General features: G+C 37.2%; 17 protein-coding genes and 1 tRNA gene. 13 read left to right on the top strand and 5 right to left on the bottom strand.

What is annotated here, in order from left to right:
• The first annotated feature begins 40 nt into the window (after positions 1–40).
• The gene (locus EPA86_RS01885; protein ID WP_140601320.1) at positions 41–1,627 is read left to right on the top strand and encodes an ATP-binding protein; all 1,587 of its coding nucleotides are present in this window, start codon (positions 41–43) and stop codon (positions 1,625–1,627) included.
• Positions 1,628–1,659: 32 nt separating this feature from the next.
• Here the strand turns inward: EPA86_RS01885 and EPA86_RS01880 are convergent, their stop codons facing one another.
• Entirely contained in the window at positions 1,660–2,934 is a 1,275-nt protein-coding gene (locus tag EPA86_RS01880) for an NAD(P)/FAD-dependent oxidoreductase (RefSeq protein WP_140601318.1), read from the bottom strand.
• Between the two features lie 371 nt (positions 2,935–3,305).
• Here EPA86_RS01880 and EPA86_RS01875 point away from each other — a divergent pair, with 371 nt between their 5' ends.
• From EPA86_RS01875 to EPA86_RS01850, 6 genes are all read left to right on the top strand, one after another.
• Positions 3,306–4,319 (top strand): 4-hydroxyproline epimerase, encoded by a 1,014-nt coding sequence (locus EPA86_RS01875; RefSeq protein ID WP_140601316.1) that lies wholly within the window; start codon positions 3,306–3,308, stop codon positions 4,317–4,319.
• Between the two features lie 74 nt (positions 4,320–4,393).
• Entirely contained in the window at positions 4,394–5,914 is a 1,521-nt protein-coding gene (locus EPA86_RS01870; RefSeq protein WP_140601314.1) for an aldehyde dehydrogenase (NADP(+)), read from the top strand.
• 118 nt (positions 5,915–6,032) lie between these two features.
• Positions 6,033–6,701 carry a GntR family transcriptional regulator gene (locus tag EPA86_RS01865; protein ID WP_140601312.1) on the top strand — a complete coding sequence of 223 codons (669 nt, stop codon included), beginning with the start codon at positions 6,033–6,035 and terminating at the stop codon, positions 6,699–6,701.
• A gap of 223 nt (positions 6,702–6,924) precedes the next feature.
• Positions 6,925–8,481, top strand: a complete 1,557-nt coding sequence (locus tag EPA86_RS01860) for a SulP family inorganic anion transporter (RefSeq protein WP_140601310.1) — start codon at positions 6,925–6,927, stop codon at positions 8,479–8,481.
• Positions 8,482–8,581: 100 nt separating this feature from the next.
• Complete coding sequence (locus EPA86_RS01855; protein ID WP_140601308.1) at positions 8,582–8,893, top strand: DUF1289 domain-containing protein; 312 nt, start codon at positions 8,582–8,584, stop codon at positions 8,891–8,893.
• A gap of 113 nt (positions 8,894–9,006) precedes the next feature.
• Positions 9,007–9,082 (top strand) — tRNA-Phe (locus EPA86_RS01850).
• A gap of 53 nt (positions 9,083–9,135) precedes the next feature.
• Here the strand turns inward: EPA86_RS01850 and EPA86_RS01845 are convergent.
• Complete coding sequence (locus tag EPA86_RS01845) at positions 9,136–10,227, bottom strand: GGDEF domain-containing protein (protein WP_140601306.1); 1,092 nt, start codon at positions 10,225–10,227, stop codon at positions 9,136–9,138.
• 418 nt (positions 10,228–10,645) lie between these two features.
• On the opposite strand from EPA86_RS01845, the gene EPA86_RS01840 reads away from it, so the two are divergent.
• Positions 10,646–13,639, top strand: coding sequence for a TonB-dependent receptor (locus EPA86_RS01840; RefSeq protein ID WP_246058205.1), 2,994 nt, complete (start codon positions 10,646–10,648; stop codon positions 13,637–13,639).
• A 112-nt stretch (positions 13,640–13,751) separates the two neighbouring features.
• On the opposite strand, the gene EPA86_RS01835 is transcribed toward EPA86_RS01840, so the two are convergent.
• The 3 genes from EPA86_RS01835 to EPA86_RS01825 all read right to left on the bottom strand — a co-directional run bounded on the left by EPA86_RS01835 (position 13,752) and on the right by EPA86_RS01825 (position 15,916).
• Positions 13,752–14,711 carry a DUF438 domain-containing protein gene (locus tag EPA86_RS01835; protein WP_140601304.1) on the bottom strand — a complete coding sequence of 320 codons (960 nt, stop codon included), beginning with the start codon at positions 14,709–14,711 and terminating at the stop codon, positions 13,752–13,754.
• 108 nt (positions 14,712–14,819) lie between these two features.
• Positions 14,820–15,470, bottom strand: a complete 651-nt coding sequence (gene trhA, locus EPA86_RS01830; protein WP_140601302.1) for a PAQR family membrane homeostasis protein TrhA — start codon at positions 15,468–15,470, stop codon at positions 14,820–14,822.
• 227 nt (positions 15,471–15,697) lie between these two features.
• Positions 15,698–15,916, bottom strand: a complete 219-nt coding sequence (locus EPA86_RS01825) for an EF-hand domain-containing protein (RefSeq protein WP_118958269.1) — start codon at positions 15,914–15,916, stop codon at positions 15,698–15,700.
• Positions 15,917–16,123: 207 nt separating this feature from the next.
• On the opposite strand from EPA86_RS01825, the gene EPA86_RS01820 reads away from it, so the two are divergent.
• The 5 genes from EPA86_RS01820 to EPA86_RS01800 are packed head-to-tail and all read left to right on the top strand — an operon-like array spanning position 16,124 to position 20,797.
• On the top strand, positions 16,124–17,566 hold the full coding sequence (locus EPA86_RS01820) for an alpha/beta fold hydrolase (protein WP_140601300.1): 1,443 nt from the start codon (positions 16,124–16,126) through the stop codon (positions 17,564–17,566).
• 20 nt (positions 17,567–17,586) lie between these two features.
• The gene (locus EPA86_RS01815) at positions 17,587–18,333 is read left to right on the top strand and encodes an ABC transporter ATP-binding protein (protein WP_140601298.1); all 747 of its coding nucleotides are present in this window, start codon (positions 17,587–17,589) and stop codon (positions 18,331–18,333) included.
• Positions 18,333–19,508, top strand: coding sequence for an ABC transporter permease (locus tag EPA86_RS01810; RefSeq protein WP_246058204.1), 1,176 nt, complete (start codon positions 18,333–18,335; stop codon positions 19,506–19,508). The genes EPA86_RS01815 and EPA86_RS01810 overlap by 1 nt, the downstream gene beginning before the upstream one ends.
• 48 nt (positions 19,509–19,556) lie before the next feature.
• Positions 19,557–20,153, top strand: a complete 597-nt coding sequence (locus EPA86_RS01805; RefSeq protein WP_140601296.1) for an RNA polymerase sigma factor — start codon at positions 19,557–19,559, stop codon at positions 20,151–20,153.
• Positions 20,150–20,797, top strand: a complete 648-nt coding sequence (locus tag EPA86_RS01800) for a hypothetical protein (RefSeq protein WP_140601294.1) — start codon at positions 20,150–20,152, stop codon at positions 20,795–20,797. The genes EPA86_RS01805 and EPA86_RS01800 overlap by 4 nt, the downstream gene beginning before the upstream one ends.
• Positions 20,798–20,931: the final 134 nt, after the last annotated feature.

Genomic DNA, 20,931 nt, shown 5'->3' with positions numbered 1-20,931 from the left:
TGTTAGTTTTATTACTATAAAAGGTAAATGGACGATAATAATGATGATTAAAACTGTGGGGTTGAATAATAAGTTAAGTCGACGATTGTTGAGTTACATATTATTGTGCAGCATATTTTTTTCTATTTGTTCTACCATTGTTCAACTCTATTCTTCATTTCAAGATGATCTCTCTTTATTAGAGCAACGCTTTGATAACATTAAGCAAAGTTATTTACCCGCCATTGCGACAAGCCTCTGGGATTTCAATGAACCTTTAGTGATTGTTCAATTGCAAGGTATTGTTGATTTACCTGATATTAAATACGTAAAAATATTCAATGATTATGATTACCAGGCGCAATTAGGTGATGCTGATATTCAAGTGAAAAAATATGTTGAATATCCTGTTATGTATGGAGAAAACCTTGTAGGTAAGCTCGAAGTTTACGCTGACTATGAAGATATCTATCAACATTTATATCAACAAGCCGGTTTTATCTTAACAAGTGAATTTATCAAAATATTTTTATTAGCTTTCTTTATTGTGATAATAGTTAACCACTTGATAACTAAGAACTTATTTAAAATAACTAAGTTTGCACAACAATTAGATAGTCAGCACTTAGAGCAAGAGTTAACTTTAAACAATCGTTACACCCAAAAAGATGAGTTAGATTACCTTGTTGATGCCATTAATGGGATGCGGGTTAACTTAAAGGATGAAATTGGTAAGCTTGAAGAAGCTGAAAATGCTTTACTAAGATTAAATGGAGAGCTTGAAGCAAAAGTTTATGATAGAACCGCTAAACTTGCAGATAGTAATCGTCAATTACAACAAAGTGTTGATGATTTAACATTAGCGAAAGATAAGATTGTTCAATCGGAAAAAATGGCCTCATTAGGGCAACTCGTTGCTGGAGTTGCTCATGAAGTCAATACCCCGCTAGGGATTTGTGTCACCTCTATTACGGCCCTAAAAGAAAAAGTTACTGATTTGCAGCGCTCTATCGATGAAGAAAAACTTACCAAGTCTTTTCTTGTTGATACCTTAAATTTACTTAATGAATACCAAGAAATTATTGAACGTAGTTTGATTAAGTCAGTGGACTTAATAAGAAGCTTTAAGTCTGTAGCCGTAGAGCAGCATAGTGATCCTGAAGTTGTAATTCCGCTAGCTAAACATATTCGTGATGTCGTGAATACTGTTAAAACAATGTTTAAGCAAAAAAACTATAATATAAAACTTGAACTAGACGATGAATTAAAGGTATTGACTTTTCCAAGTGCATGGAACCAAGTTATCACTAACTTTTTAGTTAACTCTCATATTCATGGCTTCGACGGTATAAAAGAAGGCGTAATTACAATTAGCCTATCAGAAAAGAATGGCTTTATAACACTACTGTACACTGATAATGGTAAAGGCATACCCCAAGAAGTGGAAGATAAGATATTTGAACCGTTTGTAACGACAAAGCGTGGGCAAGGTGGTTCAGGTTTAGGTCTTAATATCGTATTCAATTTAATTGACGCAAAGCTGGGTGGGACCGTGGAGTTGCTAAAAGTTGAACAAGGGGTATGTTTTAAAGTGAAAGTGCCAATTAGTATTGCAGCTGAAAAACCGTCACTAATTGGCACAGGTTAGCCTAAATAATATCTAGAGTAGTTTACCTATTACTAGTTGAAACGCGCTAAACTATAAGGTGTTAAATCTATATCTGTTTTTTCTCCCGATATCAGTTGACCTATTAAGCTACCAGTAATGGCGCCTTGTGTTAATCCTAAGTGCTGATGGCCGAGTGCACAGAATATATTCTTGTGTCGAGGTGTTTCGCCTATAACAGGTAATGAATCAGGCAATGAAGGTCTAAAACCTAACCAACGCTGGTCTTCATCGGCAGTGTTTGGGTCAAATGGACTGATATCATCAATAAGTTTTTCAGCGTGCTTAAATAATAAGTCAGCACGTTTGTAGTTTGGCTTTTGTTTTAACCCTGCAAATTCAACGGTACCTGATAGCCTAAGGCCATGTTGCATCGGTGTCATGATGAATTTTCTCTCTGCTGAGGCGACAGGTCTAGAGAGTGACGGTATGTTATTGCTATTTTCAGGTAAATCTAGGGAATAGCCACGTTCTACTTCTAAGGGTAATTTATAACCAAGCTTAGCAAGCACTTCTTTTGACCATGCGCCAGTAGCAATAACTAATTGATCATAAGTTAATGATTTATCATCGCTATGTATCGTAACATCATTATCATTTGTAGTAATATTTGTAACGGATAACTTTTTATACGTCACACCTTTGGTAAAGGCTAATTTAGCTAACACATCACATATTTGAGCTGGGCTTGCGGTATGACCTACATCGGTGAAGAATAAGGAGTAGTTAACTTTGTCACTCAAGTTAGGCTCTAATGAGATTGTTTTCTCTCTGTCTAATAGCTCAACGCTAACGCCTGCATTATGGTAATGCTGCCAGTGCTTTTCTACTTCTTTATATGGCGTATCTTCAAATACAAGCAAACTGCCATCTGTGGTCAGTAAATGCTCTGCGTTTGCCTCTTTCAATAGCGGCTTGTAATACTCGATAGCATTTTCATTTAGTGCTTTTATAGCGTCGCTGTTTTTGTTGCGGGTATTAGTCGGCATATTTGCCATAAACCGTAAAAACCAAGGTAGCGCTTTTGGAAAGTACGTTGGTGATAATGCCATAGGCCCAAGCGGATCAAGCAAGAGCTTAGGTAGTTGCCATAGTAAACTTGATTCTGCTAGTGGGAATACTTGCTCTGTTGCAAAATGGCCAGCATTACGTTGCGAGCAGCCAGCCCCTATACCTTCTTTATCAAGTAAGGTTACTTGAAAACCAAGTGTTCTTAGTGTTAAGGCACAGTTAATACCTACTATACCTGCTCCGATTACAGCGATATGTTTGTTACTACTGTTTTTCATCGTACTTTTCCCATATTACAACTCAGACGATTGAGACATTATATAAAACTTCTTATACAATAATGAAATTAAGACTTGCTTGTTTTGAATTATTGTATACAATATGCTATATAAATGCTAGCGATACTTATGCAGTATTTTGATTTTTTTAAAGATTAGTTCAATGTATTAAATTATAAGAGCAACTAGCAGATCGTTGTTCAGAGCTAACACGTGCTAACGTAAAAAGATTTTAAATGATACCGCTGCAACGCGCATTGACTTAACAAAGTTTAACCTTTAATAGGTTTAAATTGATTTAGAATAAGCTAACGTAGCTCACCTTAAGGTAATAAGGTGGGCTTTTTAGCAGATAAACCGTAGGGAAAGTTATGATAAAAGGCACATATGCATGCATTGATGCACACACATGTGGGAATCCAGTTAGATTAGTTACCAGTGGTCATCCAAATTTAAAAGGAAGTACCATGAGTGAAAAGCGTCAGGATTTTTTAGAAAATTATGATTGGATAAGACAAGGCTTGATGTTTGAGCCCCGTGGTCATGACATGATGTCTGGAGCTTTTATTTACCCACCTTGTAGTGACAATGCCGATGCAGGTATTCTTTTTATTGAAACTTCTGGCTGCTTACCTATGTGTGGCCATGGCACCATTGGCACAGTTACTTCGGCGCTTGAGGCTGGCCTTATTACCCCGAAAGAGCCTGGTCAGTTAGTACTCGATGTGCCCGCAGGTCAAATTAGGGTTGAGTATCAGCAAGAAGGGAAAAAAATCACTTCTGTAAAAATATTTAATGTTGCTGCTTACTTAGCTCACCGCGATGTTACTTTAGAAATTGAAGGGTTAGGCTCACTAACGGTGGATGTTTCCTATGGTGGAAACTATTACGTTATCGTTGAACCTCAAGATAATTTCCCTGGTATTGATGAATGGAGTGCCAGTGAAATATTGCAATGGAGTCCAATTGTGAGAGAAGCGGCAAGCAGAGCGGTATCATGTATTCATCCTGATGACCCTACAGTATGTGGTGTATCTCACGTGCTATGGACTGGTAAAGGCCAAGAACACAATTCAGATGCAGCTAATGCTGTTTTTTATGGTGATAAAGCCATTGATAGGTCACCATGTGGCACAGGAACAAGTGCACGTATGGCTCAGCTCTTTGCAAAAGGTCATTTAAAAGCAGGTGATACCTTTATTCATGAAAGCTATATAGGCAGTCAGTTTATAGGCAGAATTGAAGATACGGTTCAAATATCAACCCCAAATGGAGAAATTACGGCAATTAAACCGAGTATCCAAGGTTGGGCGCATGTATTTGGACAAAACACGATAACCATTGATGATGATGATCCATATGCGTTTGGTTTTATCGTGAACTAGGCTGTAGTGCCTTTTAAGAAGACAATTTCAAATGTATTACATGAACGTGTGATTTAATTAATGAAGAGATAATTATGACTATTTCAGGAAAAAATTTAGTTGCTGGTGAGTGGACTGGCAAAGTAGAAGGTGGTTTTACTGCATTCGATGCAAATACTGGTGAAGCGTTACTACAATCATACGCTGATGCAACTGAAGCTGAAATTAATGAAGCAATCGTTTCAGCAAATGAAGCATTTAAAACGTTTGGCACATTAGCACCAGCACAACGTGCACAATTTTTACGTACCATTGGTGAGCAAATTGTTGCGCTAGGTGATGAGTTAGTTGAAATAGCGACAACTGAAACGGGCTTACCAGCAATGCGTATTCAAGGTGAGCGTGGTCGTACTGTTGGTCAATTGAACTTATTCGCTGATTTATTAGACAGTGGCGAATATGAAGGTGTTATTGATTTAGCAGACCCTCAACGTGAACCATTGCCTAAACCTGATACTCGTTTAGGTTACATTCCATTAGGTGTTGTTGGTGTTTTTGCTGCAAGCAATTTCCCGTTAGCATTCTCAACTGCGGGGGGCGATACTGCTTCTGCTTTAGCGGCTGGTTGTCCGGTAGTAATGAAAGCTCACGCTGCACACCCAGGAACGGCAGAGTTAGTAGCACAAGCCATTTTAAAAGCCATTGAAATCTGTCAATTACCTAAAGGTGTGTTCTCATTACTTCAAGGTAAAAACTATGCAATTGCAAGCCAAATTGTTACTCACCCATTAGTAAAAGCCGTTGGTTTTACTGGTTCAGAACGCGTAGGTTTAATTTTACAGCAGCAAATAAATGAACGTCCTGAGCCTATTCCTTTCTACGGTGAATTAGGTAGCCTTAACCCACAAATGATCATGGCAAATAAAGTTGCTCAAGATGGTGAAGTGTTAGCGCAAGGCCTAGTTGCTTCCTTAATGATGGGACAAGGACAATTTTGTACTAGTCCAGGTGTATGGGCTATTGTAGAAGACGATAATTATGCTGCATTTGAAGCGGCTGCTGCAAAAGCAATTTGTGAGCAACCAGCTGGTGTAATGCTTACGCCTAAAATGGCCGAAGGTTATATTGCAACCGTTGAAGCGTGGAAAAATTCAGGTGCAACTATAGTCGCTAAAGGTAAAGCGGCGGATGTGGCTCACCATGCAAGTGCTTATTTATTCTCTGCTGATTTAGCTACTTTTAAAAATACTGATTTACTTCGAGAAGAAGTATTTGGTTCAACTGCATTAATCGTACGTTGTAAAGATGCTGCTGAGCAGCAAGAGTTTATCTCTTACATAAAAGGTCAACTAACAGGTGCTATTCATGCAGTTGAAGCTGATTTAGACGCTACCCGTCAAATTGCGCAGTTGTTAGTACATAAAGTAGGTCGTTTGATTTATAACCAAATGCCTACAGGTGTAGAAGTTTGTGCTTCAATGAATCATGGTGGTCCATTCCCTGCTTCAACAGATTTACGTACTACTTCTGTTGGTAGTAAAGCAATTACTCGCTTCCAAAGACCAATTTGTTACCAGAACATGCCAGAAGAATTATTGCCAAGTTTGCTGAAATAAGACAAAAATGGGTAAATAATTAAAAAAAATGAGGAGTTATTGAAAAATAGCTCCTTTTTTTATGGTTTTATGCAAAGTAAGCCTTATAATATAATGCATATTTTTTAGGAAGAAAGTTATGACAATAGTTTATAAAACCAGAACACAGCTAGTGGTTGAAACCCTAAGAGAAAAAATACTTAGTGGTGAAATTAAAGCCGGTGATCCATTAAGGCAAGCAGCCTTAGCTGATGAACTTAATGTAAGCCGTATTCCAGTACGTGAAGCATTACTTCAGTTAGAAGCAGAAGGCTTAGTATCTTTTGAGCCACACAAGGGCGCAACAGCAACAGAATTGAATGCAGATCAAGTAGATGAGCTTTTTGAATTACGTGCAATGATTGAATGTAATTTGTTAGCAGCATCGCTACCACATTTAACTGAAGCTAAAATCGCTGAAGCGACCGATATTTTAAATAATTTAGATAAAGCACTTGGTAAAGAAAATGCTGCCAACACATGGAGTGAACTTAACTCTAATTATCATAATTGTTTATATTCAGCAGCTAATCGTCCTCAAACACAAGATTTAGTTAATACTTTAAATAAAAATGCTGATAGATATATTCGTATGCACTTGCTATGGGCAGGTGGTATTTCGAAAGCAGGTCCAGAGCATAACCAGTTATTAGAATGTTGTAAAAATGGCGATGTTGAAAAAGGTGTAGAGATTTTACGTCAACATATCCTTGGCTCAAGAGATGAGATTAAGAGCTTTTTAGAACAACGCGAAGCTAATAATAGCTAGAGCGTTTATGTCTTAAATTATTTGTTTGCTTTTTATACATCGCAAGGTGTATTAAAAGTAGGCAAATATTGACATTTTTCCTTATAATCTATAGTATTCTCGCCCCTCAAAATCACTATAAATCTTGAATTTTATGCCTATACTGTTTTGTAGGTGTAGTTAAGATTACCTAAAATTCTCTTAGTCACTTCGGCTGAGTTTTTATCAAAACAATGAGAAAATAATGTTTGAATTACACGCGAGTAAAGTCGCAAATTTAAAGAATGATGTGCTATCTGGTTTAACGGTTGCACTTGCTTTAGTACCTGAAGCCGTAGCATTTGCCTTTGTTGCGGGTGTAGAACCGTTAGTTGGTTTATACGCTGCATTTATGGTTGGTCTTATTACGTCAATATTTGGTGGCAGACCTGGTATGATTTCTGGTGCAACAGGGGCAATGGCTGTTGTAATGGTTAGTCTGGTCGCCATTCATGGAGTGGAATATTTGTTTGCCACAGTGGTGCTCACGGGGTTATTACAAATCCTGGCTGGAGTGTTTAAATTAGGTAAGTTCATTCGATTAGTGCCACACCCTGTAATGCTTGGTTTTGTTAATGGTTTAGCCATTGTTATTTTCTTAGCTCAACTAGGTCAATTTAAAGTGACTAATGAAGCTGGTGAGTTGGTTTGGATGCAAGGTAATGCGCTGTTCACTATGGCAGGACTTATCTTGTTGACTATGGCGATTATTCATTTACTTCCGAAATTGACAAAAGCCGTACCCTCTTCTTTAGTTGCGATTGTGGTGGTAACTGTTTTAGTACAAAGCTTAGGGTTAGAAGCTAGAACGGTTGTTGATTTTGTTCGTGATATGACGAATGACCCCGCGGCTTCTATAGCGGGCGGTCTACCACAATTCTCGATTCCAAATGTCCCTTTTAACTTGGAAACATTAAAAGTTATTCTTCCTTTTGCTCTGGTACTTGCCGCAATTGGTTTAATTGAATCTTTACTAACTTTAACTTTAATTGATGAATTAACAGGCACTCGTGGCCGTGGTAATAAGGAATGTATGGCTCAAGGTGCAGCTAATACGGTAACGGGGTTCTTTGGTGGGATGGGTGGTTGTGCCATGATTGGTCAATCAATGATCAATGTTAACTCTGGTGGTCGTGGTAGAGCGTCAGGTATTACAGCCGCGCTAGCGCTACTTGGCTTTATTTTATTTGCTTCAGGATTGATTGAGATTATCCCACTAGCAGCACTTGTTGGTGTCATGTTTATTGTGGTTATTGGTACGTTCGAATGGTCTAGTTTTCGAATTTTAGGCAAAGTGCCTAAAGCTGATGCTTTTGTCATTATTTTAGTTTCTGGTGTTACGGTGGCAACAGATTTAGCAATTGCAGTTGTTGTTGGCGTTATTGTTTCAGCATTAGTTTTTGCGTGGGAACACGCCAAGCATATTCTGGTAACACGTACTTTTGATGAGAAAGGCTCTACTGTTTATGAAGTAACAGGGCCTATTTTCTTTGGTTCAATCTCTAATTTTCTCGAGCAGTTCACACCTGATGAGGATAGTGATGATGTGATTGTTGAATTCAAGAATGCCAGAGTTGCTGATCATTCAGCCATTGAAGCAATTGACACTTTAGCTGAACGTTATCTTTCACGTGGTAAAACAATGCATTTAAAACATTTGAACCAAGAGTGTAAGAGTTTGCTAGAAAAGGCCGATAAGTTAGTTGAGTTAAATCTTATTGAAGATCCAGACTATCATATAGCGACTGATAAACTGGCTTAATCACCTTAAAAAAAAGTGCACTATTAAGTTATACTTCCAAATATAGTACTTTAGTGCACTGTTTATTTAGAGATCGTTAAGGAGCAAAGCTATCAGTAGTATGCAGCTTGATTTTTTTGATATACCGAGTCCGTGTGTTGGCATTTGCCAATCAGATGAAAAAGGGTATTGCCTTGGCTGTATGCGTACACGTGATGAACGTCAAGGATGGGGAAGCTTTGATAATGATGATAAACAAAAGGTAATAAAGCGCTGTATTCAACGTCGAAAACGTAAGTTAGGCCAAGGGAAAAGTAAGACTGTAGAACAACAATCTAATGAAATTGATTTACAACCTTCGCTGTTAGATCCACCTGAAAAAACTCAAACGAGTAAAGATAGTGACCTCGATTTTAGTGAGTTTGAGTTATAACTTATCGCCTTGAAATTATTATTACTAAGATTAAAAATAATGGTTGCTAGCGTTAGCAAATATCGATATTATACGCGCTCTCTAGCAATGCTGAATCAGCCTTCTAGTAGAAAGCCCCGATAGCTCAGTTGGTAGAGCAGAGGATTGAAAATCCTCGTGTCCCTGGTTCAATTCCGGGTCGGGGCACCATATTAAAGCCTTAGCTTACGCTAAGGCTTTTTTGTTTTTACTGGTTTTAGTTGTTATTCTGCTAAAGTGGAAATAGTTTGATTTCTGCCGCTAACTTTTGCCTGATATAAACACTTGTCCGCAATGTTAATTGCATCTCTAATTCGTTGGGTTGCTGTTAATTCACTTATACCCATACTTACTGTTATATGAATCGTTGTTTTATCATGCTGGCATTGTAGATTACGCACAAGGCGATGAATTTTTTCAGCTAAGATATTTGCATCTCGCAAAGACGTTTCTGGCAAAATAAATAAAAACTCTTCACCGCCCCACCTAGAAATAATATCTTGCTCTCGTAAAGCATTTTGAAAACATTCAGCTAACTGAATTAACACTTTATCGCCAAAGTTGTGGCCGTAGGTATCATTAATAAGTTTAAACTTATCTACATCACAGAGAATGAGAGAGATGTTCATTGGGTTGCGTTTTTGTTTGCTATGTTCTTGCTCGAGTAATAACAGTGCATCTCTTCTATTGGAAAGCTTTGTAAGCGGGTCGAGTTTAGCTAGCAATTCATATTTTTTACTGAGTTCTAAAGTGTATTGATAAGTACGATTTCGAGAGAACTCATAAAAGCTTGAAAGAAAAGTTACTGTTAAATAACTATATATAAGCCGTGTTTTAAATTGAAATGAGTATTCAGTGTCGAGAAGTGCACCATTTTGATAGAACATAATAAAACTTATTACGACGATAAAAACTAAATTATCGATTACACCACGCTTCAGTCCATGCATAAATAAGGCGACAGGGGGAATAATAAATATCCATAAAGGCCCTGTATTATTGACTCCGCCACTGTAGACTAAATAGATCATTAAAAAGATCAGTGAGTACAGAATGAATGCAGTTGATAATACGGTATTATGGGTTTTTTTCTGAAGCAAGTAGCCAGAGAAGTAAATAATACTTGCAATGAATAGTACTAAAGCAAGGAGATAATCTTGCTGGATAAAGGCGTTGAATGACATCAGGCCTGTGATAACCATACCTACGAATGAAAATAAGTTAACTACATATATTCGTCGATTTGAATCATCGTATTTTTTATCGGTGAGGCCCGTTTGAAAATAGGCTGTTAAAAGTGCCTTTAATTTAAGCATATTCCCCAAATAAATTTGTAAAATTGATTATAACTTTTCTTGATATAACTGAGTGTACCTTAGTTATATTTAGATTGATAATTAACCGTTGGTTAATTGTAACAAATCCCTTCAAATGCTCCCCTTTCTTGAAAAGTAATTGCCTTTTTGTACAAAAAAAGGCTTTTCTGCGATTGTTATTTGTACGAAATTAGTCGTAATTATAGGTAATGTACTGTTAATTAAGGTTATATTTAATTGTCATATAAAAGGGATAAAAAGCTATTGATCACATTGTGAGTGTACAATATACTGATTCTGAATATATTGTATGCAATATGTTTGTCACGTAGAATTATCCGTGCGCATTAAATAAAAGAACATAATTTCTAAAAACAAAATAATTTAATAATAACTACATAACAATTAAGGAATAACTATGGCTAAGTTCATCAAGGCGAGTTTTACGCCTAAGAAGTCATTAGCAGCAATTGCAGTAGGTACAGCATTAATGCTATCTGCTCCGAGTGCTATGGCAGCTGATACTTTTAACGGTTCAGTGAAAGGTGTCATCACTGATACATCTGATGTTGCAACAAGTGGTGCAACTATTACACTGAAGCACAAAGGTAAAAATATAACTCGTACAGTTACTACAAATGCTGACGGTTCATATACCTTAAGAAAACTTCCTGTTGGTGAATACACCATGACTATCACTAAAGAAGGTTTTGATACCATTCAAAAGAGTGATTTAGAAGTTACTGTTGGTGGTGCCATTATTTATAATGGTGTTTTGCTTGCAGAAGGTAACACTGATGCTGATATTGAACGTATTTCTGTAACAGGTTCACGTATTAGTCGTGTTGATTTAGAGTCATCAACAGGTGGTATTGTTGTTACTGCCGGTGATTTAGCTAAAATGCCAGTAGAAAGTGGCTTTGAAGCAATGGCTTTACTAGCACCGGGTACAACAGGTAATACGGCATTTGGTGGTGCAAGTATTGGTGGTAGTTCTTCAGCTGAAAATGGTTATTACTTAAACGGTATTAACATCACAACTATCAAAACAGGTATAGGCTCAATTGATTTGCCATGGGAAGCTATTTCTCAAACAGAAATTAAAACTGGTGGTATTGACCCTGAGTTTGGTGGTGCATTAGGTGGTATTGTCAACGCTATATCAAAATCAGGTTCAAATGAATTTGAATTTGGTGCATATGGCCGCATTGATCCTGAAGCAACACGCAGTCATCATGATAATCTATTAAATTCAGATGGTAGCGTTTACAGCAATTCAGCTCAAGATGAAAGTACTTTTACACGTGCATCTATTTGGGCAAGCGGTGCAATTGTAGAAGATAGCTTGTTCTTCTATGCTTTATATGCACCTCAAGAAAATGACTATAGAGCAGCACATAGCACGACGTTGGATGATGGTTCGACAACCTCAGATCGATATTTCGGTAAGTTAGATTGGTATATTAATGATGAGCATTCAATAGAATTTACTACGATTGGTTTTACTAAAAAAGGTAAAGGTACTAGTTATAAAAATAACTGGGAAACACAGGAAGTTGGTGAGTCAACAGGTACTTATGCATCTCGCTCTGGTGGTGATGTTTACGGTTTAAAATATACTGGCCTATTAACTGATGACTTATCAGTAGAGGTAATTGCTGGTCGCACAGTTGATAAAACTTATAATGCAGTTGAAAACTCTGATCCGTTAGTTTGGTCACAAATGACTGGTTCATGGAAAATTATCTCGTCTCATACTGATTCAACAGTTAGAGAAAGTGAGTTTATCCGTGATCAGTTCCGTTTTGACTTTAACTGGACGCTAGATAACCATGATATTAAATTTGGTTTAGATTACACGCATATTGATGTAGATTATCAAGCACGTCCAAATGGTGTACCAGGCCGCGAAGGTTGGTGGGATGTAGGTTATGCATGGGATGGTCATGTATCAGGTATTCCAGCAGGTACACCTTATGTTAAACAACGTATTCGTACTGACTTCAGTGACTCTGAAGTTACATCAACAGCACTTTACATTCAAGATACTTGGAATGTTACTGATCAGTTAGTATTAAACTTAGGTTTACGTTATGCTGATGTTTCAAATACAGTTCCAGATGGTCGTAAATATGTTGATGTAAAAGGGCAAATAGCTCCACGTTTACAAGCAATTTATGATGTATTTGGAGATGGCGCGACTAAAGTTTATGCAACATATGGTCGTTACTATCAGCCTGTATCTGCAAATATGAACATCGTTCAAGGTGGTGCACGTCGTGATGTACATGATTATTATTTAATTGGTGACACTGACGCTAACGGTGAAGTTATATTACTACCTGATGGTTCTCCATCTACAGGTGATCATGTAAGTACTTATATTGCACAAGACGGTACTACCGAACCTGCATTAAAAGCAACTTCTAACTTAGAGTCTATGTACAATGATGAAATTACTTTAGGTTTTGAACAAGAGCTTATGGATGGTGATATGGTGCTAGGCATGCGCGCTATTTACCGTGATTTAGGTCGTTCAATTGAAGATACTGATTACGAAGGTGTTGCAACTAAATACTTTGAAGCTAACGGTATTACACCAGCTGACGGAGCTACGCCAGGTTATGTATTAGCTAACCCAGGCGAAGATTTCGAAATGAAGTATGACTTTGATGGTGATGGCACTATTGATACTATGTTTATCCCAGCATCAGAGCTTGGTTTACCACCTGCAGAACGTCAATATGGTGCATTAGAAACAACACTTTCTGGTATTGCTGGTGATAGCTTTACCTATAATGCTTCTTATACTTGGTCGCACGGTTGGGGTAATACTGAAGGTTTAGTTAAGACAGATAATGGTCAGGCTGATCCAGGCTGGACTACTTCTTACGATTATGCTGATTTAATGGATCACGGTAATGGTGATTTACCTAATGATAAGCGTCATGCATTTAAACTAAATGGCTTCTATAACATTACTGAAGATTTAACATTTGGCTTTAATGCAATTATTGCTTCTGGCTCTCCAATCAATAAACTTGGTATGCACCCTGAAGGTGTGGATAGTTGTGAGGCTGGTTCAGTATGGGAAGATTGTTACTCTCGTTACTACGGTCACACATCTTTCTACGATGAGAACGGCAATCCTGCACCACGAGGTTCAGCAGGTACTACTGACTGGACTCAAGAATTAGATTTAAGCTTGGCGTATAACATTGAGTTAGGCGGTGGAGATTTAATGCTTAAAGCCACTGTTTACAATGTATTTGACTCTGATACGCAAACTGGTGTTAACCAAACACGTACTCGTGATGGTGCAAACGGTATTGAGTTAAACCCTGATTGGGGTAGAACAACTTCTCGTTTAGGTGCTCGTTATGTTAGTTTCGAAGCACGCTATGCTTTCTAATAGTTAATAGATAAGTCTATTCATGTTATGTCATACCCCTCTATCTTACGATAGAGGGGTATTTTTATATCTTGTTGAACTGCTATTTATGTTTAACTAAGTTGCTTAGTTGCTATTCCCAATCTAATAATCGTTTTTGCCCTTCAATATTTAATATGTCGGTTATATCTTGAGACATTTCGATTACACCTTTGTAATTATTTTCATAATCGCGAATAGCGAAATAACGAATATGAATTTTTCTGTCTTTATAGTTAATCCAAAATTCAGCGCTATCTTGGCTGCCATCTTTAAACGCTTCGAGTATTTGTAAAACTGTATCTACCGATTTAGGAGGGTGACAGAACTTTACTTCTCGACCTATTACACCCGCAGAGCGTGGAAACACACGATTTTCACCACGGTTATAAAAAATAACCCTGTCATTTTCATCGACATAAGTTAAATCAACAGGCATAAATTGCAACATTAAATTGAGTTGTTCGCCTGTCATGAATCCTTCATTTAAGCGAATGCGATCTTTTGTAGAAAAAGGTAAGCGCTGTTCTCGACGCGTTTCACCCGCTTCAATTGCGGGGTAGGGTACTGGGTCTTCAGAAAGCATCCAGCCGATTTCTTCATCACCTGAGCGCATTTCTTTCCATTCGTCTTCTGAAAGAAGCTCGAGCGCATTGGGGAATAAACGTATCACTTCTATGTGCATTAACCCTTGCAGATCATCGGCAATGTCATAAATGATAGCTTCTATGTGAAAGTAATCTTTATTGGTTATACATTCTCTAATCGATTTGAAATGCTCTCGTATTTTATCATGAAAAGCCCACATACCTTGACTAGGGCCTGTCCAGCCGTGTTTTTCTAGATATGGGAATAATTGGTTTTCTTTTCGGGCAAAGCGTTTTTCTACCGTTGCAAGTTGATTAAATACATTAAAGAAGGTTTCAAAATCATTGCTAATATCAATTTCGATAATTTGTTTTAGCAAAGTACGAATTAAGGCATTTTCTTCGAGGTAAACTTTTACAGGGTGACCTTCTGGGAGATCTACAGCATATTGTGGGATAGCGGACATAGGAAATAATATGAATAAAAAATATTATCTTATGATCGCTTATCTAAGGTGAATTTGTTTTGTGGTAGATCAACGCGCAATGATAGTTAATCAATTTTCATGTATTTATCAGACGTACCAATAAATCATCAAAAAATGGCAAATAGCAGCAGCTAATACAAATAAATGCCAAATGGCATGAGTATACGGAATATGTTTTTTGACATAAAAAATAACGCCAACACAGTAAATAAAGCCACCTAAGGCTAGCAATACAATTGCTTGTGTGGGTAGTTGTTGACTGAGTTTGCCTATAATACCAAATGAAATAAAGCCCATACCAATATATGTCATGAGTGAGAGTTTTTTATATTGGTTACCAAATTTAACTTTAAAGCCAATGCCTGCGATTGCGATACACCAGATAATGCCAAGTAAGGTATAACCTAAAGGCCCTGCGAGTGTAATAAGTAATAAAGGCGTATAGGTGCCTGCTATAAGTAAATAAATAGCACAGTGATCTAAGAGTTTAAAAATCGGTTTTAATTTAGGGCTAGTCGTTGCGTGATAGCAAGTCGATGCTAGGAACAAAATAAGTAAACTGGAGCCATAAATAATATAACTTGTAAGAGATACTGCACTGTATTGGCTAATTTCATGGGAGAACGATTGTGAGATAAGTAAAAATAGAGCAATACAGCTTAAAATAGCTCCTATGCCATGACTGATGCTATTTGCTTTCTCTTCTTTAGCGCAATAACCTGATACTGCTGTTGGCATAAAATTTCCAGAATATTTGATTTTTCAGCGTACAAGTGTACACCAAAAAGACAAAGATATAAAGCCGCGTTTAAACTAGGCAATGTCGCCATAGCTTAATTAAGAAGTTTCAAATAGAAATTATTGGAATAGAAATCGCAGAGAGGGCCAATTAAAGCCCTTGCGATAAAGGAAATTATGTGAGGATTAACGTAATATCTAGTTTAAAAATAAGCTAATTAAAGTATTTATAAGGCTAGCTCGATAACCATATTCTTCAATTCATCTTTTGAAATTGAATTGGTATGGTCTGTATCAAAACGATTAAAAATGGTTTCGCACATGCGAATACCTTTGTCTTGTAGAAGTACATCAATTAATTCTACAAACTCGCTTCGACTGATAACACCATCCTTGTCTTCATCGAATACTTCAAATAACTCATCTACCCATTGGTTTAATTCCATAACATCTCCAACACAAATAAAACTCAATAGTTAAACAATATCTTTTATTGAAACATATTGGAATGGCTTCGTTAAAAAAAAATTAAATATTGATTAAATTTTAGTTAAATCAGCCAATTAAAAACTTTTAATTAAAAAAATGAAAAATAATGTAATAAAAGCGAAAATGCTGCGACTACCTATTTGAGCTTTATTAAGGAAATAAAAATGAAAATAATGTGGAAACAACTCATGGCTGCAAGTTTATTAGCAGTCGTAAATAATAGTTGGGCTGATAATCAAGCACTAACCGTGGAAGACTGTCACCTAGGTGAAATTCGCTCAAAGGTAAAATGTGGGACTTTACAGGTGCCTGAAAACTACGCTAATAACAGCGGTGATAAAATATCCGTTAACTTTGCTGTATTACCTGCAATTGATAACAGTGAATATAAAGCACCGTTAATGTTTTTAGCAGGTGGTCCTGGCCAAGCGGCTGTTGAATTAGCAACATCGTTAAATAGGGTCTTTAGAGAAATTCGTAAAACGCGCGATATTATTCTCGTTGATCAACGCGGTACGGGACAGAGTAGTGCGTTAGAGTGCGATTTAGAAGATGAAGAAGATGTATACAGAGTTTTACCAGAAGATTTAAACATAGAAGATGTAAAAAGCTGTGTTAGTCAATTTAAAGGCGATGTGAGTCAATTCAACACAGAAAATGCTATTCGAGATTTTGATGCTATTCGCGTGGCATTAGGCCATGAAAAAATTAATATATATGGTGGTTCATACGGGACACGCGCAGGATTAGTTTATTTAAGAATGTTCCCTGAGTCTTTAGAAAGCGCGGTATTAGATAGTGTCGGCCCTATAGAAGTACCGATAGGGATGTTTGGGCAATCAGGTGCGAGATCATTTAATTTATTATTAGATAACTGTAAAAATAGTGAGTCATGTCATAAAGTATTTCCCAATTTAGCAGAAGAGTTCCAAGCGGTTAAAGCACGTCTAGCAAAAGAACCAATAACGTTGGATATTCAACACCCTCGATTAGGAACACCAACACAATTTGTTTTAGATGATACAAAGTTTACGGGTAATTTACGCTTTCAACTTTATGGCGTAGAAGGTCGTTCAATGGTGCCTTTAGTTATTCATCAAGCTTATTTGGGTAATTACCAACCATTAATTGGCCTAATTGCTCGCACAGAAGGTGAGCAACTCGTTTACACTGGCTTATTGTTCAATATTGTCTGTAATGAAGATATTCCGAAAGTGTCAGCAAAAATGCGAGAAATTGATGCTGCCAATGATTTTGACGGGGCGGCAAGTCATTTAGCTTGGGAGCTTATTTGTCCATTATTCCCACAATATAGACCAAGCGAAGATTTTTATCAGCCAGTAACAGCCAGTGTGCCAACTTTAATTCTTTCGGGAGATTTAGATCCTGTTACTCCACCAAGTAATGGAGATTTTCCTGCAAAGACACTATCAAACAGTAAGCATATTATTGTTAAAAATGCCTCTCATACTGTCGCTATGAGCACTTGTGCGAGCAACATCATTGGCGAATTTTTAACAAGTAAAGATCCTAAATCTCTTGATGAGTCTTGCCTTGAAGACGTTCCAGAAGAAACTTTTATGACCAGCGTAAACGGCGTTGAATAGGCTATATAAGGAAATAAATAATGATTGAAGTAAATAATTTACATAAAAGCTTTAAAGATAAAAAGAATACTGTAAAAGCACTGGATGGCTTGTCTTTTACAGCAAAAGACGGAGAGATCACCGGTATCTTAGGTCCTAATGGTGCGGGTAAAACAACCTGTTTACGTACTTTATACGGCTTACTTTCTGCCGATGAAGGGTTTGCCACAATTGATGGTATAAAAGTGACTGAAGAGCCTTTAAAAGCGCGAGCACGGTTAGGTATTTTTCCTGATAAATTTGGTCTATATGAGCGTTTAACCGCTTATGAACAAATTGATTATTTCGCCAGTATTCACGGATTAACAGGCGATAACAAAAAACAGGCGATTGAGCAGGTCATAAAAGACTTAGAGCTTGAAGAGTTGGCACACCGTAAAATGGTTGGTTTTTCACAAGGTCAGCGGATGAAAGTCACTTTAGCTCAAGCTTTAGTACATCAACCAAAAAACTTTGTTTTAGATGAACCAACGCGTGGACTTGATGTGATGAGTACTCGGATTTTACGCAAACACTTAGCAAAATTTAAAGAGAAAGGTCATTGTATTTTATTCTCTTCACACGTAATGCAAGAAGTCGCTGCGTTATGTGATCGTGTCATTATCGTGGCAAATGGTAAGTTAGCCGCTCAAGGTACCCCACAAGAGTTATGTGAGTTAGCTGGCGAAACACAACTTGAAGAAGCATTTGTTAAGCTTATAGGTTCGGATGAAGGAGTAGCCGCATAATGAACTCAAATATAGGTCAGTTTAAAGCATTACTTATCAAAGAATATAAAGAAGCCTTTCGTGATAAACGCGCATTAATGGTGGCGTTAATGATGGCCTTTATGGCTCCTATTATGATCATGGTAATGTCAAAAGTTGTCATCGAGAAAGCTGTTGATAAACCTCCGGTTTACATTAAGTTCACTGGTGCGGAATATGCGCCCAAACTAATGGCACATCTGAAAAAAGAGAATTTACTCGATTTTGCCGATATCCCTGAAAAGGATAAAGCTATTTGGGATGAAAGAAATATTGTTATCAATATTCCTGAGTCGTACAGCCAAGATATGGCTGATGGCAAAACGATTAAAGTTCATTTACAAGCAGACTTTAATGATAAAGCCGTTTCGCCGCCTGTTCGTCGTATTAATAATGCAATAAGAGATTTTTCACTGTCAATTGGCTACAAGCGCTTATTACTACGCGGTGTTGATATTAGGCTACTCAATCCGGTTAAATTAGTTGAACAAGATACTTCTATGCCTGATGCCACATTCATTATGATTTCTATGATGATGGGGTTATACATGATTATGGCAGCCTTTATGTCTGGATTATCTGTTGCCATTGATTCTAGTGCAGGTGAAAGAGAGCGTAACGTTCTTGAAATGTTACTGTGCCAGCCAGTAAGTACTTTAAAAATAGTTCTTGCGAAACTGTGCGGTGCTTCCACTATCGCGGTTATTGGTGTGGCATTAGTTTTAGTGCTTTCATCGATTTCAGTTGGTTTTGTCGATTTAACTAAAATTGGCGCAACATTTAGCTTGGGCTTCACGAAAGGCTTAACACTGTTTTTACTGTTATTACCTATTTGTTTCTTCGCTTCAGCTTGTCAGTTATTTTTAGCTTTTCAAGCGAAAAGCTTTAAAGAAGCACAATCAACGGTAAGTATGGTTATTGCCATCCCTGCTTTTGTTCCTTTTGTTCTTATGATGATGGACGATCGCCCACAATGGTTAGATTGGGTGCCAATTGCGGGACAATCATTGATTATGGAAGATGTCTTTAAAGGGGTTGAGGTTAACTGGTTAGCAATACTTGCAACAAGCGGTGTAACTATTGCTATCACTGCAGGTTTAGTGGCGATTTTAACGCAAAAATTAAAATCTGAAAAAGTTGTCATGGCCTTAAGCTAAGTTTGTTAACAAATAGTTAAATTAAAAGATGAAAGCCGAACCACTATCATGTTAAATTCGCAATCAATAAAAATATCGACAAGCTCTGGCAAACTATTGAAAAGAGCTCAAGTTGAAGCGAAGGATAGTGGTTTGGATTATCAAGTAATCTTTACAAAATGGATGACTGAGCATGAGAAGTTACTTCGTCATATCATTAATGGTTTTGAGGCAAAACCAGCACTTCAAGATGAACTCTTTCAAGATATCGCGCTTAATATATGGCGAGCTTTACCCAAGTTTAGGCAAGATGCCAGTGTAAAAACTTTTGTTGCTCGTATCGCACATAATATTTTAGCAACTCATGTTGCTAAATCAGTCAAATCAGTGAAAGTTGCTCATGACTTATCTGAGTTAAGCCATGAGGCTGAACAAGATGATAGCCAAGTAACACCTTATCAAGAGTTAAACCAGCAGCAACGACAGCAACGCCTTTCTGTTGCCATTCGTCAATTAAAGCTAGAACAACAGCAAGTGATCACTTTGGCACTTGAAGGCATGAGTTATCAAGAAATGGCTGAAGTATTAGATATTACAACAAATTTAGTTGGTGTAAGGCTGCAGCGAGCAAAAGCTGCACTAATGACAATGTTGGAGGCAGCATGACCAACACAAACAATGATGAAAATAAAAGCTTAACGAAACAAAATGAAGAAGTTAATACAGCGCAAGCACACGAACAAATGAATGTACTCGATGATACATGGGCTGAGCTCTCTCAAGATTGGCAGGCGCAACCTACACCAAAAACAGATATTCAAGCATTGCTAAAGCAAACACGTCGTCGCACATATGGCGCTAAATTATGCTTTGCGTTAAATGTGATAGCCACATTAAGTTTAATTGTCGTTTTTATTTACGGCTTAATAGACAATCAATTAGGCGATCCATTTAATACTTATATTGGTTTTGGTGCGTTAATTTCTGTGTTTTTTGTCTATTTTGAAATAAAAATTCGAGCAGCAACATGGCGTCAACTGTGTGATAGTCCAGACAAAGCCATTGAAAATGCTTTAATTGCCTGTAGGTCTTCAATGAACTACATGAAATTGTCTAAATACTCTTTTATTCCTTTTCTTGTATTAGTGAATTGGTTTGTTTTTGCTATTGAAGAGACCACAGAGAAAAGCATTATTCCCCCCCTACTTTTTGCAAATGGCTTTATGTTGGCCATGTTTATTATATTTGAATATTTACACCGAAAACGTAAAAAACAGTATCAACAGCTTTTGCAGTTAATGTCTGAATAATTAACAGCTTTACATAGAGGCTTCGAATTAAATTTTGCTTATTTATGAATACGCTGTTTTTCTTGTGTTGCCTTTCTGATTTTTATTCGGTATATTGCCCTATCTATGAAATTTGATCTGTATTGTGAAAGTTT

The sequence above is a fragment of the Litorilituus lipolyticus genome, from assembly GCF_006439335.1.
GTDB classification, from domain to species: domain Bacteria; phylum Pseudomonadota; class Gammaproteobacteria; order Enterobacterales; family Alteromonadaceae; genus Colwellia; species Colwellia lipolytica.
This window is presented reverse-complemented; position numbering and strand designations above follow the sequence as displayed.